Raw genomic sequence first — 13,284 nt, forward strand, 5'->3', positions numbered from 1 at the left:
TCTATGTGCGCCTGCATTATCTTTGGTGCCGTCCCCTACCGGGAAAACGGCCTTACTGCAGCTGAAACCTTTGTTTTCCAGGCTGGATATTTATTTTGTGCAACGCAACAAAAAGTGCTTGACATGCCGTTTGCAATGACTAAAAATGAGTTCATGTTGCGACGCACAACAGAATTTTAACCCATGTAGTTAGATATGCCCTTCATATAAAGGAGTAGCCCATGTTTACTATCCCTGAGCAATTTTCGGCGGCCACCAAACATCAGTTTGAAGCACAGCTCGCGATCCTGAACTCGCTGGCCAGCACCACTTTCGACAGCGTACAGAAAATCGTCGACCTTAACCTGAACGCGGCAAAAACCTCTTTGCAGGAATCCAGCGCGACTGCGCAAAAACTGGCTACCGCCAAAGACCCACAAGAATTCTTTTCGCTGAGCGCTTCGCACGCACAGCCGAATGCTGAAAAAGCACTGGCATATGGTCGTCACCTGGCCAGCATCGCGACCAGCACCCAGGCTGAATTTACCAAGGCAGCAGAAACACAAATCGCTGAAACCAATCGCAAGGTCTTGTCGCTGATCGACGAGCTGAGCAAGAACGCTCCAGCTGGTTCGGAAAACGCTATCTCTATCCTGAAGTCGGCAATCGGCAATGCCAACGCCGGTTACGAACAACTGTCGAAAACCACCAAGCAAGCGGTAGAAGCATTGGAAGGCAATTTGAATGCTGCGGCAAATCAGTTTGTCAGCGCAGCAGAAAAAACCACTACACGCTCACGCAAATCGTAATACGTCACCGAGTCTCCTCACTGGCCGCAGACTCACACTGCAGCGCCATGTTTATGCCCCCTTCTGCGGGGCATTTTTTTATCCTGCTTTTTGTGCGAATCAACGCCTGCCGACAGCAATCGCACGCGCCAGGATGATGACCGGCACGATAGCGATCATCACGATAGTCAAAGCAGGTAGCGCTGCTTCACCCAAGCGCTCATCGGATGCCAGCTGATGGGTAATCACGGCCAGCGTATCGAAATTGAACGGGCGTATCGTCAGCGTCGCAGGTAATTCTTTCACCACATCGACAAAGACCAGCAAACCAGCCGTCAACACACTGCGCCACAGCAAAGGCACATGGATGCGCATCAGCATCGCGCCCAGTCCTTCGCCCAGGCTGCGCGCACTCGCATCCATCGCTGGTGTGATCTTCAGCAAACCCGCTTGTACGGTCTGGAAAGAAACCGCGAGGAAGCGCACCAGGTAGGCATACACCAATGCAATTACGCTGCCACTGAGAACCAGTGTCACGCCGTGTTGTGCATTCCAGTTATCGAGATAGGACAAGGGAATCAGGATACCGACTGCGATCACCGCACCCGGAATTGCATAACCCATGCTGACGATACGATTGCAGAGCGCTTGTACCTTGCTGTTGGATACGCGCGCTGCATATGCGAGCAAAACGCAAATCGCGACGGCGAGCAAGGCGGTGATGCCGCCGAGGACAACGGTGTTTTTTAACCAGCCGATATAGCGTGCGCTAAAGCTGATGACTTCTTCCTGCCACAACAGATGCAACAGGATGGCCAGCGGCGCAAAGAAACCCAGCACCACAGGCAAGGCGCAGAATGCCGTCGCGGCCCAGCCCTGCCGACCTTGCAGCGTCGTCAATCTTTGCGCCGCGCTACGCGCACCTACCGCATAGTAACGTGCGCGACCGCGACTCTTTTGCTCCATCAGCATCAATGCCATCACTGCCAGCAACAGCACGCCCGCGATTTGCGCCGCCGCATTGCGGTCAGAAAAGATGTACCAGGATTTGTATATGCCAGTCGTCAGGGTCGGCACACCGAAGTAAGCGACCGCACCGTAATCAGCCAGCGTTTCCATCAGAGCCAGCGCAATCCCGGCCACCGCAGCAGGTCGCGCCAAAGGCAAGCTCACCTGGAAGAAGGCTTGCCACGGACTCGCACCCAGCGTGCGTGCCGCATCCCACATGCGCGGACTGCGTTCTATGAAAGCATTGCGTGCCAACAGATAGACATACGGATACAGGACAAAGGCGAACAGCAAACCGGCACCGCCGACCGAGCGTATCTGCGGGAACCAGTAAGTCGGCCCCTGCCAGCCAAACAAGGCACGCAAGCCGCTTTGCACGGGACCAGTGAACTGCAGGAAATCGGTGTACGCATACGCGACCACATAAGCGGGCATCGCCAGCGGCAGGATCAGCGCCCACTCAAAGAATTTTTTACCGGGGAAATTGAAGACGGCGACCAGCCAGGCACAGCCTATACCCAGCACGGCAGTCAGCACCGTAACGATCAGGGCCAGTAACACACTATTGCCTACGTACTCCGGCAATACCGTCGACCACAGATGCGCAAAGGTACTGAGCTCCGCGCCCGCGCCGCCGGACAGCAGATTAGACAGCACACCGGCGACCGGCATGCCGACCAGCACCGCAATCACAAGCGTAACCAGCAGCAAGGGATGCAGTGATCCGCTTTGTCCTTTAAGCACGCAAATAGCCCTATATATAAAAACGCATGAATACGCCGCGATGAGCGAAACGAGAATTATAATCAATAGCCCATTTCACCCAGCCAATTATTTCCGGAACCCTGCGTCTCATGTCAGCCATTCCTATTCCGTCAGCGCATTTGCAAGTTGAGTCTATCCGCGTGGGCTACCAGCTCGGTGCCCAGATGCATGAGATCGTGCACAGCTTGTCCTTCGCCTTGCAACGTGGTGAGATCGGCTGCCTGCTTGGCCAATCGGGTTGTGGCAAAACGACGGTGCTGCGCGCGATTGCGGGATTTGAATCACTGATTGCAGGCCGCATCGCACTAGGCGGCAAGGAACTCAGCAACGCACAGCACACCACCGTGCCGGAAGCGCGTCATGTCGGCGTGGTATTCCAGGACTACGCACTGTTCCCCCATCTGTCGGTGAGCGACAACATAGGCTTCGGCTTGCGCAAACTGGCGACCAGCGAACGCAATGTGCGGATTAAGAAATTACTGGAACTGGTCGGCTTGCAGGCGCAGGACAAAAAATTCCCGCATGAGCTATCCGGTGGCCAGCAACAACGCGTGGCGCTGGCACGCGCACTCGCACCGCAACCTGATCTCTTGCTGCTGGATGAACCCTTCTCCAACCTCGATGTGGACTTGCGCGAACGACTCGCCAGCGAAGTACGCGACATCCTGAAAGAAGTCGGTACCACTGCGGTACTGGTGACGCATGATCAGCATGAAGCATTTGCCATCGCCGACCAGATCGGTGTGATGCAAGACGGCGTCATCGTGCAATGGGACCAGGCTTATAACCTCTACCATAGACCGGCCAGCCGCTTCGTCGCTGATTTTATCGGACAAGGCGTATTCGTACCCGGCACCGTGAATCAGCTGGATGTTGCAATAGAACTCGGAACCTTGCCGCTATGCCAGGGCTTGCCGGTTTGTGAGGTCGACGAACAGGGAGAAGTGGATGTCTTGCTACGCGCTGATGATGTGATACACGATGACAGCAGTCCGCTCAAGGCCGAAGTGATACGCAAGGCTTTCCGCGGCGCAGAATTCCTCTACACCTTGCGCCTGCCTAGCGGCCAGCAATTACTGGCGCTGGTGCCGTCACATCATGACCATGCATTGGGTGAACACATAGGCATACGCGTCGAAGCCGACCACGTTGTGACCTTCCCCCGGCAAGACTAGGCTCGCCCGCGCTTGATTAGACGTGCTGTAATTCCAGCTTGCGCTGTTTCAGCTCTGCCAGCAGTTTGTCAAAGGCCAGCGCGCCCTGCTCTGCATCACCCTTCACGCCCAGCTCTATGTGTCGGCGCGTATTCGCATCACCGACGCTAGGCAGGCTGAATACTTTCACCTGTGGAAATTCGCTCTCTATCTCTTCCATCAATGGCGTCAGTGCAGACTCCATCGCCTGATAGACCAATACCGATTTTTCAAAGTGTGCGAACTGGTGGAACAGATGCGGATAGTGGGTATCCAGTATCCACTCTATCATCGGCCACGCCATCACCGGGAAACCCGGCATGAAGTAATGCGCACCGCCCTTGCCGTGCTGGATAGAGAAGCCGGGAATCTTGTTATACGGATTAGGCACGATCTCGGCACCTTGCGGGAACTCGCCCATCTTCAGGCGATGCAGGTTTTCCGGTTTATTCAGATCAAACGGCACGTTCGCTTCCTGCGCCATCTCCAGCATGCGTTCCTGGATTTTTTGTTTTGCTTCCGGATGCAATTCGACAGGCACACCTAGCGCGGCGGCCGCACACTGGCGTGTATGGTCATCCGGCGTCGCACCTATGCCGCCACAACTGAAAACAATATCGTCGCTGGCAAAGGTACGCTTCAGGGTCGCGGTAATACGCGCCCGGTCATCACCCACCACTTCCGCCCAGGACAAGGACAGGCCACGTGCTGCCAGCAACTCCACCACTTTGGGGAAATGCTTGTCACTGCGTTTGCCGGAGAGGATTTCGTCGCCGATGATGATGAGTCCGAATGCCATGTTCTTCCTTCTTGCGTCAGGGATGAGGATTGTTTGTAGGGTCGGTGTTTTCAGATGCGGGCAAGGCGATCACGCTTACTGTCGCTGCCTTCGCTTGCTCCGCCGCAGCCTGTTCGGCGCGATACTGGGTCAATGCATCCATGCAGTAATGCTGGAACCACAAGCCGCTGAAGATAAAGACCAGCACATACAGCCAGATCGCACCCGCTGCCAGCACCGGGAAAAAGATCACCGACAAAGCGCCACCCAGCCACAGCAAAGTGGGCGCAGCACCCATCGCGCCAGTGATCGCGCCTATCACCAGCAATTGCCAGCGGTGTATGCGCAGGATGATTTTGCGTTCTGCCGGATCAGCATGATCGGCCAGTGCGTCGTAGGCCATTACGCGATACGTCAGCCAGCCCCACAGCAGCGGCTGGATCACAAAGGTCAGCGGCGGAATCAGCGAAAGCGGCAAAGTGATCAGCCACAGCACGAGGAAGACGGTGAAGGATGAAGTCGACATCCACAGGCTGCCGAAGAAGGTACCGCCCTTGCGTGCTTCCAGGTCCTTGTAACGCCGACTGCCTACATGCTTGACGATGGCCGGCATCGCCATCACACCGACAAAGATCAGCGCCGTCAGTATCATCAGCGGCAACAAAATCCACATCGCAATCAGCGGCACCACCACTGTCTTGAGCGCTCCCATGCCCAACCACATCAGTAACTCGTTGGTAACGCGGAAGCCGTCATTTTCCACAAAGTAATTTTGCAGCCAGTCAATCATGGTTTGCAGGTACAGCCACAAACCTATACCCCAGACGATAATCGACAGCACGAACGGAATCACGCTCAGCATCAGCATCCTGAAATGCAATTGCGATAAAAGTGCTCGTCCGAAAGAAGTGAATACCGGGCGCATGATGAAAATATCCTTAGAAAAATCTATTCCGTACCGACCTGCCGCGGCAGGAAAAGCCCACACCGTACGGGTCAGCCATTTTACCGTGTCGGCCTGCGGCGCGCCTGCGCCGGGCCGGCTACTGTTAAAACCAAATCCACCTGCTACAATCTGCTCCACTTTCTGACTACATTTTTAAAGGAACCACATGGCTACCACCTCGACCTCCTCCGGCCTGCAATACGAAGACAAAGTAGTAGGCGACGGCGCTGAAGCAACTGCAGGCGCGCACGTGACCGTGCATTACACCGGCTGGCTGCAAAACGACGACGGCAGCGCAGGCGCCAAATTCGATTCGAGCAAGGATCGTGGCGATCCGTTCCAATTCCCACTCGGCGCTGGTCATGTGATCAAAGGCTGGGACGAAGGCGTACAAGGCATGAAAATCGGTGGTACCCGTACCCTGATCATCCCTTCGTCGCTCGGCTACGGCGCACGCGGTGCTGGTGGTGTAATTCCTCCGCACGCTACCCTGATTTTTGAAGTGGAATTGCTGGGCGTATAAGACTCGTTCCGCTACGCTCCACCACGGATACACCTGTCAACTTTCTTAAAGGAACAGATATGAGCCTGCAAGAGCAATTCGAGCAAGCATTAGCCGACTCCAAGACTTTGCCGGAGCGTCCGGACAACCTGACCCTGCTGAAAATCTACGGTTTGTTCAAACAGGCCAGCAGTGGCGACGCAACTGGCGAACAGCCAGCGATGACAGACTTCGTGGCCCGTGCCAAATGGGATGCGTGGAACAATCTGCAAGGCACGTCGCAAGACGATGCCAAGCAGCAGTACATAGACCTGGTGAATGATCTGAAAGGCTGATCTGCCGCCACAACAAAAAGCCCCGTCGTGACGGGGCTTTTTTATTTGGCTCGGGGCAAATACTCAGGCAGCTTCGGCAAAATACTTCTTCATATTGCGCGCCACTTTTTCCTGCAGCGGGCCGGCAAAAGCCTTGAACAGGAAATCCAGCGTGATATCGATTTGCGCTTCTTTCTCGCGCAAGGCCAGCGTACCGGCCACACCACTGCGCTTGAACGACAGGGTATCGCCATCCCATTGCGTGGTCATATCAAATTCTGCCGCCATCCTGTCCGCGACTTTTTGTGCCGCGTCTTTTGCCTGTTGCAGCGGGAGCTGATGCTCCTGCGTGATACTGATATCTGCCATGTGCTTACTTCTTCGCTTTCACTTCCGGGTTGAGTAAATTCGGTGGTTGCTGGCCGCTCATGGCTGCTGCCAGATTGGCCGAAGCGCAATCCGCCATCGCCCGGCGGGTTTTTTCCGAGCCGCTGCCTATGTGCGGTGTCAGCACCACATTCGACAAGGTCAGGAAGTCAGGGTGCAAGGCTGGCTCGTTTTCAAACACATCCAGCCCAGCCGATGCGATGCGCTTCTCACGCAAGGCAGCGATCAGCGCTACATCATCGACGATGCCGCCACGTGCAATATTCACCAGCGTTGCGGTCGGCTTCATCAGCGCCAATTCGGCCGCGCCTATGATGTGATGCGTTTGCGGCGAGTATGGCAAGACCAGGATCAGGTGATCAGCACCGCGCAGCAATTCTTCCTTGCTGACATAACGTGCGTTGTTGGCATAGGCTTCCTGCTCTGGCGTCGCGCGCGAGCGGTTGTGATAAATCACGTTCATATCAAAGCCCATCGAGCGACGTGCGATCGCCTGCCCGATGCGGCCCATGCCAAGGATGCCCAGCGTTGCGCCGTGGATATCCGCACCGAGGAAACTGTCGAAACGCCAGTGCTTCCAGTGACCGGCACGCAGCCAGTGCTCGGATTCGCACACACGACGCGCATTCGACATCAACAGCGTCCACGCGTAATCAGCGGTGGTTTCGTTCAGTACATCCGGTGTATTCGTCACCATCACGCCGGCAGCGGTTGCGGCCGCCACATCGATATTGTTATAACCGACGGCGACGTTACAGATGGCTTTCAATTGCGGATTGGCGGCAATCACTTCTGCCGTCATTTTTTCGCTGGCGGTGATCACCACAGCATCCTTGCCCTGCATTTTTTGCAGCAACTCGGCAGGAGAAAAAATCTTGTCTTCCTGATTCGATTCAACTTCAAACTTCTGCTGCAAGCGTTCAATCACGTCGGGAAACGTTGCGCGCGCGACGAGTACTTTCGCCTTCATATATCTCTCCTCAGGTGAAAAAAATGAACGTCATTAAAACAAACAGGGGAATCAGAATCGCACACGACCAGGCCATATAGCCAAAGAAGGACGGCATCTTGATGCCGCGTTCCTCGGCTATTGCCTTGACCATCATATTCGGTGCATTCCCGATATAACTATTGGCACCCATGAACACCGCACCGGCAGAAATCGCAGCCAGCGTGGCGGCCATAGTCGTCATCAGGACCTGCGCATCACCACCGGCAGTGTTGAAGAAAACCAGATAGGTTGGCGCATTATCGAGGAAAGAAGACAGGACGCCGGTCGCCCAGAAATACATGGCATTGATAGGCTGGCCACTGCCATCGGTAACGGCGCGCACGATGCTGGAAAAAGCACCCGCTTCGCCGGCACGCAGCATCGCAATCACCGGAATGATGGTGATGAAGATACCGGCAAACAGCTTGCCGACTTCCTGTATCGGCCCCCAGGAAAATTCATTGCCACTGCGCGCACCCTTGGGCGTCACTGCCAGCGACAGGAAAATCACCGCGATCAATGCGCCGTCGCGCAACAGGTTTTGCAGTTCCAGCGTATTACCGAACAGCACATAGGAAACGCCGGGCTTCCAGAAACCACTCAGCAATACCATCACGACGATGATGCCCAGCAAAACGAAATTGATCTTGCCCTCGAAACGGATCGCTGAATCCGGTGTCGGGTCCAGTTCAGGCGGCTTCACTTCTTCGCGCTTGTGATAGTAGTGACTATCCAGCAGGTAAAAAATAATCAGCAAGGCTACACACAGGAAGATGGTGGGCGCGAACAGATGTTTAACCGTCCAGAAAAAATCGACCCCTTTCAGGAAGCCGAGAAACAGTGGCGGATCGCCCAGCGGCGTCAGCGCACCGCCAGCATTCGCTACCAGGAAAACAAAGAAAATCACGATGTGCGCTGCGTGCTTGCGATTATCGTTGGCACGTATCAGCGGACGGATCAAGAGCATTGCCGCGCCGGTGGTACCCATGAAGCTGGCGAGGACAGTGCCTATCGCCAGCAAACCGGTATTCAGCGCTGGCGTACCGTGCAAATTACCGCGTACGCATATCCCGCCCGCCACCACAAACAGCGAGGTAATCAGGATCAGGAAAGGAAAGAATTCAGCAACAAACGCATGTACTGCACCATGTACCGCAGTCGACGCACCAAAGAAATAAGCGCATGGCAGCAAAAAGGCCAGTGACCAGGCGGCCGTCAGTTTACCGAAATGGTGATGCCAGAAAGCAGGCGTCAGCAAAGGGCAAAGTGCGATGGAGAGCAGTAGTCCAGCAAAGGGTATCCCCCACAAAACTGACAGGCCGTTACCATTTAACTCTGCCGCGCCGCACAGGGCTGGGCTCAGGGCAAGCATGCCGACGAGGAAATTTGCGCGCATGGGGACTCCGTATTGAGGGGATGCCATTTTAGCCCAGAAAAATCATGTCCACCCGGCAATCCCGGGCCAGGCTGCAGGCGTAGCGATCCGGAAAAAACGCGCGCCGTGCCGCGACATAAGACGCTCAACGCATTTGCTTATTCGGAATCGGTATAAGAGTGGTTTGTGGGAAATAGCGATTTGCCTTAAAATACAACGCTTTGCGGCTGCAATAAGGCGGGTCTTAAATACCTGCTGTCATGACCAGGCAGCCGATGCTTAATTCAAATATTTACAGTTAGGACTGGTATGACCCACGTAGTAACCGATTCCTGCATTCTTTGCCGTTACACAGACTGCGTAGATGTGTGTCCGGTTGATTGCTTCCGCGAAGGCCCGAATTTCCTGTCTATCGATCCGGATGAATGTATCGATTGCGCAGTATGCGTAGCTGAATGCCCTGTCAACGCGATCTATGCAGAAGAAGATGTGCCGGCTGACCAGCAGCACTTCATCCAGCTCAACGTCGAGTTGTCGCGCGCATGGCCATCGATCACCAAAACCAAACCACCTATGGCTGAAGCCGAAGAGTGGAAAGACAAAACAGACAAGCTGCAGTATCTGGAACGCTAAGCTGCCGCTACCCGATAAAAACGCCCTCTGGTTCGCCACAGGGCGTTTTTTCTTGTGTGGCTTGGCAACAAAAATTATTGTCTTGGCAACAACATAATGCTGCTTTACATCCGATAAACGTTGTTTAACGTAGAATAGTTATCAATGGTGCATTGCAATATAATGGCTTTGTCCCGACAATCAATTGACCACTGTCAACGAAAGAAGTTTCTATGCTTTATCAATTGCATGAGCTCAACCGCAGCCTGCTCAATCCGCTGATCCAATGGGCGGAAGCATCGTCCAAACTGTTTAGCGATCCCGTTTCCCCTTTGGCCTATACACCTTTTGCCCAGCCTATCGCGGCTGGTTACGAATTGATGTATCGCCTTGGCAAGGATTACGAGAAGCCGCATTTCGGTATCAGCTCGGTCAGCGTCAAGGGCAAGGACGTCAAGATTATTGAAGAAGTGGCAGAAGAAAAATCCTTCTGCACGCTGCTGCATTTCAAGAAGGATTTGAGCGCGAAGGCATTTGCCGCACTCAAGCAACCGACCATATTGCTGGTCGCACCATTGTCCGGCCACCACGCTACCTTGCTGCGCGATACCGTACGCAGCCTGCTGGTCGAGCATGATGTCTACATCACCGACTGGCGCGATGCGCGCATGGTGCCGCTGACTGAAGGCCCGTTCCATCTGCACGATTACATCTATTACATCCAGGATTTCATCCGTCAACTCGGACCCAACCTGCATGTGATTTCGGTGTGCCAGCCTACCGTACCGGTACTGGCAGCGATTTCACTGATGGCGAGCGAGCGTGATCCGCACCTGCCCAAGTCGATGACCATGATGGGCGGCCCTATCGACCCGCGCAAATCGCCGACGCAAGTCAACAACCTCGCTACCGAGAAACCATATTCGTGGTTTGAGAACCAGGTCATACACAGCGTGCCTGCCAGCTATCCAGGCTTTGGCCGCAAGGTCTATCCGGGCTTCCTGCAGCACGCCGGCTTCATCGCGATGAATCCGGGTCGTCATGCACAAAGTCACTGGGACTTCTATATGCACTTGCGCGAAGGCGACAACGAATCAGCGGAAGAACATCGCAAGTTTTACGATGAGTACAACGCGGTGCTGGATATGCCTGCCGAGTACTACCTCGAAACCATCAAGACCGTGTTCCAGGAACACCGCTTGCCGCTAGGTACTTGGGAAGTGGAAGGCAAGCTGGTCAAGCCGCAAGATATCAAGACTGTTGCGCTGTTCACCATCGAAGGTGAGCGCGATGACATTTCCGGCCTGGGCCAGACCCATGCGGCGCAGGAATTGTGTTCGTCTATCCCCAAAGCCAACAAGCAGCAATTCACCGCACCGCAGTGTGGGCATTACGGTATTTTCTCGGGTCGCAAATGGCGCGAGATCATTTGCCCGCAAATTAGCGACTTTATTGCGAAGCATTCTTAATTAGCGCAGCCCGAGGCAAAAAAATCGGGCTGCAAACCCCTTCCCGCCCTTTTCTATTTGGCGCAGTCGCCCGGATAAGACGATAATCTTGTTTTATCCCTTACACGACTTGCTGTGTCTCCACCTAGCCAAAAATCGCTCGCCGATCAGCTTGAAGATCTGCTGCCCCAAACGCAATGTACGAAATGCGGCTATCCCGCATGCCGTCCGTATGCGGAAGCGATAGCCGACGGTAGCGCCAACTACAACCAATGCCCCCCTGGTGGTATCGAGGGTGTGGCGCGTATGGCGAAATTGCTCGGCAAGCCTGTCATCCCCATCAATCCGGTCAATGGCCATGAGCGCCCGCGCCCGGTCGCCGTCATCGACGAAAGCCTGTGCATAGGCTGCACGCTGTGCATACAGGCGTGTCCGGTGGATGCGATAGTCGGTGCTGCCAAACAAATGCACACCATCGTCAATGACCTGTGTACCGGCTGCGACCTGTGCGTCGCACCGTGCCCGGTCGATTGCATCGCAATGGTCGACGTCACCGCTGGCAGGACTGGCTGGGATGCATGGTCACAGGCGCAGGCTGACGACGCACGTGCACGCCACGATTTCCGCACGCAGCGCCTGAAGCGCGAAAAAGAAGAAAACGACGCACGGCTGGCCGCCAAGGCCGCCTCCAAACTGCAGGCCGTGCAAGCTGAAACCGCTATCTCGGAAGAAGAGCAAGCCGAACAGGCACGCAAGAAAGCCATCATCCAGGCCGCGATAGAACGCGCCCGCCTGAAAAAAGAACAAGCGGAAAAGGACGCCAAGTAAATGAATGCAGAAAAACGACGCGAGATATTTACCCGACTCCGCGCTGCCAATCCGCACCCGACTACCGAACTTGAATACCAAACCCCGTTCCAGTTACTGATCGCTGTACTGCTGTCGGCACAAGCCACCGACGTCTCGGTCAACAAGGCGACGCGCAAACTGTATCCGCATGCAGGTACACCCAAGAAAATCTACGCGCTCGGCGTCGAAGGCCTGATCCCTTACATCCAGACCATAGGCTTGTATCGCACCAAGGCAAAGAACGTCATCGAAACCTGCCGCATCCTGATCGCTGAACATGGCGGTGAAGTGCCACGCACACGCGAAGCACTGGAGGCATTACCGGGGGTGGGTCGCAAGACTGCGAACGTGGTGATGAATACGGCTTTTGGTGAGCCGACCATCGCGGTCGATACACACATCTTCCGCGTCTCAAATCGTACCGGCCTGGCACCGGGCAAGAATGTCGACATCGTCGAGCAAAAGCTGATGAAATTTGTCGCGCCGGAATTCCAGCAGGATGCGCACCACTGGCTCATCCTGCACGGACGCTACACCTGTATCGCCCGTACTCCGAAATGCTGGAATTGCGTGATTGCGGACTTGTGTGAATACAAGTCCAAGACACCGCTGCCTGCCAAGGGCGTGTAAGCCCCTGGCTTTAATCCCTGCTTACAGCACGATCGCGCAAGCCGCTTCAAAGGTCAGGCGTGGCAAACGCGGTTTGATTTTTTCGTGGTCGCCATAGCCGATGCTGCAAATAAAGTTGGCCTGTACTTTAGTACCGACGAAGAAAGCCTCGTTCACTTTCGCTGCATCAAAGCCCGACATCGGACCGCAATCCAGGCCGATAGCGCGTGCTGCCATGATGAAGTAAGCACCCTGCAATGAAGAGTTACGGAAGGCGGTGTCCGCCGTCAGTTTTTCATCTGCATTGAATAGCGATTGCGCATCCATGTGCGGGAACAATTGCGGCATCTTGCGCGGAAAGGCCATATCCATGCCGATGATGGCGGTGATAGGTGCGGTCAATACTTTCTGTACATTACCGCCAGAGACGCAGGCTGCCAGTTTTGCTTTGGCTTCCGGCGACTTGATGAAGGCGATACGGGCCGGTTGCGAATTCATCGAGGTCGGCGCCCACTTCATCAATTCGTAGATCTCACGCAACTGACCATTGGTCACCGGTTTGTCGGTCCAGACGGTATTGGTATGGGCTTTGGTAAAGAGGGTATCGAGCGCTTCCTGGTTCAACATGGCGACTTTCATTTTCAAAGTTTCAAAAGGCATGCCCTGACGGACTGCAATCAGGGCTAAATCGGTGACAATAGCCGCTATGGTATCCGAAACCAGGCCAGCAGTTCAGCGCC

The 13,284-nt window shown here is 54.9% G+C and carries 15 protein-coding genes; 8 read left to right on the forward strand and 7 right to left on the reverse strand.

Going from position 1 to position 13,284, the window contains the following annotated elements:
- Positions 1-221 precede the first annotated feature (221 nt).
- Complete coding sequence (locus IXC47_RS00515) at positions 222-788, forward strand: phasin family protein (protein WP_175625235.1); 567 nt, start codon at positions 222-224, stop codon at positions 786-788.
- A gap of 99 nt (positions 789-887) precedes the next feature.
- On the opposite strand, the gene IXC47_RS00520 is transcribed toward IXC47_RS00515, so the two are convergent.
- Positions 888-2,519, reverse strand: coding sequence for an ABC transporter permease (locus IXC47_RS00520; protein ID WP_407651056.1), 1,632 nt, complete (start codon positions 2,517-2,519; stop codon positions 888-890).
- 110 nt (positions 2,520-2,629) lie between these two features.
- Between IXC47_RS00520 and IXC47_RS00525 the strand changes: the two genes are divergently transcribed.
- Positions 2,630-3,715, forward strand: a complete 1,086-nt coding sequence (locus tag IXC47_RS00525) for an ABC transporter ATP-binding protein (RefSeq protein ID WP_195874391.1) — start codon at positions 2,630-2,632, stop codon at positions 3,713-3,715.
- 16 nt (positions 3,716-3,731) lie between these two features.
- On the opposite strand, the gene IXC47_RS00530 is transcribed toward IXC47_RS00525, so the two are convergent.
- Positions 3,732-4,532: a competence/damage-inducible protein A gene (locus IXC47_RS00530; protein WP_175625233.1), complete on the reverse strand. Its 801-nt coding sequence runs from the start codon at positions 4,530-4,532 to the stop codon at positions 3,732-3,734.
- A 16-nt stretch (positions 4,533-4,548) separates the two neighbouring features.
- Complete coding sequence (locus IXC47_RS00535; RefSeq protein ID WP_230089325.1) at positions 4,549-5,436, reverse strand: EI24 domain-containing protein; 888 nt, start codon at positions 5,434-5,436, stop codon at positions 4,549-4,551.
- Positions 5,437-5,623: 187 nt separating this feature from the next.
- Here IXC47_RS00535 and IXC47_RS00540 point away from each other — a divergent pair, with 187 nt between their 5' ends.
- Together IXC47_RS00540 and IXC47_RS00545 are read left to right on the forward strand one after the other, a co-directional pair.
- Entirely contained in the window at positions 5,624-5,980 is a 357-nt protein-coding gene (locus IXC47_RS00540; RefSeq protein ID WP_012078588.1) for an FKBP-type peptidyl-prolyl cis-trans isomerase, read from the forward strand.
- A 59-nt stretch (positions 5,981-6,039) separates the two neighbouring features.
- The gene (locus IXC47_RS00545; RefSeq protein WP_175625232.1) at positions 6,040-6,294 is read left to right on the forward strand and encodes an acyl-CoA-binding protein; all 255 of its coding nucleotides are present in this window, start codon (positions 6,040-6,042) and stop codon (positions 6,292-6,294) included.
- A 63-nt stretch (positions 6,295-6,357) separates the two neighbouring features.
- Here the strand turns inward: IXC47_RS00545 and IXC47_RS00550 are convergent, their stop codons facing one another.
- The 3 genes from IXC47_RS00550 to IXC47_RS00560 are packed head-to-tail and all read right to left on the reverse strand — an operon-like array spanning position 6,358 to position 9,047.
- Positions 6,358-6,642: a polyhydroxyalkanoic acid system family protein gene (locus IXC47_RS00550; RefSeq protein ID WP_195874392.1), complete on the reverse strand. Its 285-nt coding sequence runs from the start codon at positions 6,640-6,642 to the stop codon at positions 6,358-6,360.
- A 4-nt stretch (positions 6,643-6,646) separates the two neighbouring features.
- Positions 6,647-7,630: a 2-hydroxyacid dehydrogenase gene (locus tag IXC47_RS00555; protein WP_195874393.1), complete on the reverse strand. Its 984-nt coding sequence runs from the start codon at positions 7,628-7,630 to the stop codon at positions 6,647-6,649.
- A 10-nt stretch (positions 7,631-7,640) separates the two neighbouring features.
- A complete protein-coding gene (locus IXC47_RS00560; protein WP_195874394.1) occupies positions 7,641-9,047 on the reverse strand; it encodes a sodium:proton antiporter in 1,407 nt (468 codons plus the stop codon).
- 288 nt (positions 9,048-9,335) lie between these two features.
- On the opposite strand from IXC47_RS00560, the gene fdxA reads away from it, so the two are divergent.
- The 4 genes from fdxA to nth all read left to right on the forward strand — a co-directional run bounded on the left by fdxA (position 9,336) and on the right by nth (position 12,565).
- Positions 9,336-9,659, forward strand: coding sequence for a ferredoxin FdxA (gene fdxA / locus IXC47_RS00565; protein ID WP_175625228.1), 324 nt, complete (start codon positions 9,336-9,338; stop codon positions 9,657-9,659).
- Positions 9,660-9,871: 212 nt separating this feature from the next.
- A complete protein-coding gene (locus IXC47_RS00570; RefSeq protein ID WP_175625227.1) occupies positions 9,872-11,107 on the forward strand; it encodes a polyhydroxyalkanoate depolymerase in 1,236 nt (411 codons plus the stop codon).
- Positions 11,108-11,221: 114 nt separating this feature from the next.
- Positions 11,222-11,914 carry an electron transport complex subunit RsxB gene (gene rsxB / locus IXC47_RS00575; RefSeq protein ID WP_195874395.1) on the forward strand — a complete coding sequence of 231 codons (693 nt, stop codon included), beginning with the start codon at positions 11,222-11,224 and terminating at the stop codon, positions 11,912-11,914.
- A complete protein-coding gene (gene nth / locus IXC47_RS00580) occupies positions 11,915-12,565 on the forward strand; it encodes an endonuclease III (protein WP_195874396.1) in 651 nt (216 codons plus the stop codon).
- Between the two features lie 21 nt (positions 12,566-12,586).
- Here nth and IXC47_RS00585 read toward each other — a convergent pair whose 3' ends face one another.
- Positions 12,587-13,204, reverse strand: coding sequence for a malonic semialdehyde reductase (locus tag IXC47_RS00585; RefSeq protein WP_230089326.1), 618 nt, complete (start codon positions 13,202-13,204; stop codon positions 12,587-12,589).
- Positions 13,205-13,284: the final 80 nt, after the last annotated feature.

Source organism: Herminiimonas contaminans, assembly GCF_015645465.1.
GTDB classification, from domain to species: domain Bacteria; phylum Pseudomonadota; class Gammaproteobacteria; order Burkholderiales; family Burkholderiaceae_D; genus Oxalicibacterium; species Oxalicibacterium contaminans.